We start from the raw sequence: 2,862 nt of genomic DNA, 5'->3' as shown, positions 1-2,862 counted from the left end.
GCAATCCACGGAGCGGACCCGGCAGAAGAATGATGGACGGCGCGGGACTGCCATATGAGGCGGCCATCGCAGAACAGCCAGCACAGAATGAACGATGTGGAACGACCGCATGGATGGAGGCCGCTATTGCCGCGGAATCTCCTGTGCGGGGCAGCCGTGCAGCACCGCCAGCATCGCGCGTTTCTCCTGTGTGGTGACGCTCAGACCGTATTTGTCTTTGACGCCGATCTGGCGTGCGACGTACTCACAACGGAAATCACCGTTCGTGGGCAGCCAGTAGGCCGCCGATGCGGAGCCCTTCTCCTGGTTCGCGGGACCATCGACGGCGAGCAGGTTGAACATGTCGTTGCCATATTCGAACCGTTTGGCCTGGTCCCATGCGTTCGCGCCGGACTGCCATGCGTTCTCCAGCGCGACGACATGGTCGATCTGCACCGCGCTTGACGTGTCGCGGCCGCGCTGGAATCGGATTGTCTTGCCGGTGTACGGGTCCTGCAGCACGCCGGACTCCACTTGGCACGCGCTGCCGGCCTCGTAGCGCACTTCCGTCAGGTCGCGGGCAAGCACGTCCTCGCGCACGTCGCATCCGTTGCCGTCCGTGTCGGTGGCGCGGTAGCCAAATGCGTCGCGGTCATAGCCGGATTTGTTGGGGCGGTCGTTGACCGCAAGCCGTTCCAGAGTCTCCGCGGCGCTGCCGGCGGCCGTGTATTCCCCGGTTATCTCGCCTATGGTCGGGCTCGTCTTCGGCAGGACAATGCCAATGGTGATACCGATGACCGCGGCCATGACCAGCAGGCACAGGATGCGTTCGAACGGGCCGTCCGCGTAAAAGCGTTTTTTGCGGAAATGCGTGCGTCGAGAATGCGGGAAACGTGTGCGTCGGCTACGGACCATGGCGGTTCCTTCACAACTTTTGGGCTATGCGATCGCCTGGATTCCGCAATCACGCGAAATCGCGGAATCCATGTGCGCGCATAGGCGAATCATACGCAGATCATGCGTAAGTGAACGTCATCGGATCATGGCCGGCGCGGGTCGGGCCGTCAAGCGCGTCGATCGCCGCGTGCTCCTCGGGGTCGAGCACGAAGCCGAACAGGTCGAGGTTCTGCTTCTGCCGATCCGCGTGCACCGACTTGGGGATGATGATCGTGCCGTTCTCGATGTGCCAGCGCAGAATGACCTGCGCGGGAGTGACGCCATGGGCCTTCGCGATGCGTTCGATGGTGCCATCTCCGGCGTTCAGATCGGCGCCGCGGGCCATCGGGGAATACGCCTCGACCGCGATGCCATGCGCCTTGCAATACGCCACGACCTCACGCTGCTGCCAGGTCGGATGCAGCTCGATCTGGTCGACGGCCGGGTACTCGCCGGTCTCCTTGTGCAGGCGCTCGAGATGCTCGGGAAGGAAGTTGCACACGCCAAGCGTCTTCACGCGGCCTTCCTCGCGGAACTCCTGGAACGCCTTCCAGGTCTCCCCGGAACGCCAGTCGAACGGCGTCGGCCAATGCAGCATGTACATGTCCACGTAATCGAGCTGCAGCAGTTTGAGCTGACGGTCGAACGCCTTGCGGGCAGAATCGTACCCCTGCTCGGAATCGCGCAGCTTCGTGGTGACCCACAGGTTCTTGCGGTTCTCCCCCTCGGTGAAGCCCGCGGCCTTGAGCGCGCGGCCGACGCCGGCCTCGTTGTTGTATCCGGCGGCGCCGTCGATATGCCGGTATCCGGCAGCCAAGGCGCTTTCCACAACGGGAGTGACGCCTTCGTCATCGATACGCAGCACGCCAAGGCCGATCTGCGGAATCAAATGACCGTCGCTCAGCGTAATCATCGGAGTATGGAAAGTTGCCATGAAACACGTCCTTTTGTAAGCATTAACCACTACTGCTGTCCCTCTATGTTATATGCCGACGCTCACATATCCGCGCCGTTCGCAACCCCTTATCCATTCGCATAGCCCATTCGCATAATCGGAAATTCCGCAGACCAAATCCAAATCGTGCGAAATGAATTCGTCAAAAATCCGCGTAGGGGGCATACGACAGCACTATTTCAAGGGAATATCGAGTCAAATCCCGCTGTCGCTTCGCACAATTCCAGAAACCAGCATCATAATCAAAATTGTGCGAAGTTTTTCGCAATTCAAGCTCCTGAAAATCACTCCAACAGGCCCGATTTGCGAGCGCGACGATGCACAAGCACGACTTCATGCCAAGACAATGGAGTGGTCACGGCGACCGGATTGCCGTCAATGCGCGACAGCGAATATGCGACATTCATGGCGAGCGCCGCGCGATGCAACTCGTCCGACAAATCCAATTGCGTGACCGGAAGAACAGTCCATCCGGCGGCGGTCAAACGCGATAGTTTGGTCTGGTCGCGACGCCACTGGCTTTTATCGGTGCGGTGATGATCGCCTTGATAATCCAACCCGAACCGATGGGCATGGTCGACCAAATCGAGCGTCACCGCCGTGCCATTCGCAAAGCGGACATCCGGGATGACGCAGTTGGGGCGCATGATCGGCAATCCATAGCGAACAAGCGCGAGACGCAATTCCGTCTCCTTCGGGGAGTCGCTTCCCGGCTGCACCAGTTCCAAAGCATCGAGACACTTGCCTCGGTACGGGATGTTTTCGAGGTCGACGAATCGCAGCAAGGATTCCCGCGTCGCGTAATCATGCCGAATCAACGACTCCGCAACCTCCGCCAGTTCCCAAATCTCGAGAGAGCCGCCCATCAAGGACCATGCGGGAATCGGCATCAGTACCGGAATACCGGCGATTTCATGGATATGCTCATCGCGTAGTCCTTTCCATACATGCTCGGCAACACCCCGGGCCTTTCTTCGCAGGCAAGGTGCGCG

Annotated in this window: 3 protein-coding genes; all 3 read right to left on the bottom strand. The window is 60.0% G+C overall.

Features of this window, described 5'->3' with window-relative positions:
• Positions 1 to 123 precede the first annotated feature (123 nt).
• On the bottom strand, positions 124 to 894 hold the full coding sequence (locus B3C64_RS08470) for an HNH endonuclease family protein (RefSeq protein ID WP_291535040.1): 771 nt from the start codon (positions 892 to 894) through the stop codon (positions 124 to 126).
• 100 nt (positions 895 to 994) lie between these two features.
• Complete coding sequence (locus tag B3C64_RS08465; RefSeq protein WP_291535039.1) at positions 995 to 1,849, bottom strand: aldo/keto reductase; 855 nt, start codon at positions 1,847 to 1,849, stop codon at positions 995 to 997.
• A 305-nt stretch (positions 1,850 to 2,154) separates the two neighbouring features.
• Complete coding sequence (locus tag B3C64_RS08460; protein WP_291535037.1) at positions 2,155 to 2,760, bottom strand: hypothetical protein; 606 nt, start codon at positions 2,758 to 2,760, stop codon at positions 2,155 to 2,157.
• Positions 2,761 to 2,862: the final 102 nt, after the last annotated feature.

Source organism: Bifidobacterium sp. UBA6881 (genome assembly GCA_002451435.1).
Lineage (GTDB): Bacteria > Actinomycetota > Actinomycetes > Actinomycetales > Bifidobacteriaceae > Bifidobacterium.
The sequence above is the reverse complement of the archived record's forward strand: the minus strand, read 5'-3'. Positions and strand labels throughout refer to the sequence as shown.

Bases quoted from the DNA above. Each gene is read 5' to 3' on its own strand.
- B3C64_RS08460 (WP_291535037.1), bottom strand. From the start codon at position 2,760: ATGCCGATTCCCGCATGGTCCTTGATGGGCGGCTCTCTCGAGATTTGG.
- B3C64_RS08465 (WP_291535039.1), bottom strand. From the start codon at position 1,849: ATGGCAACTTTCCATACTCCGATGATTACGCTGAGCGACGGTCATTTG.
- B3C64_RS08470 (WP_291535040.1), bottom strand. From the start codon at position 894: ATGGTCCGTAGCCGACGCACACGTTTCCCGCATTCTCGACGCACGCAT.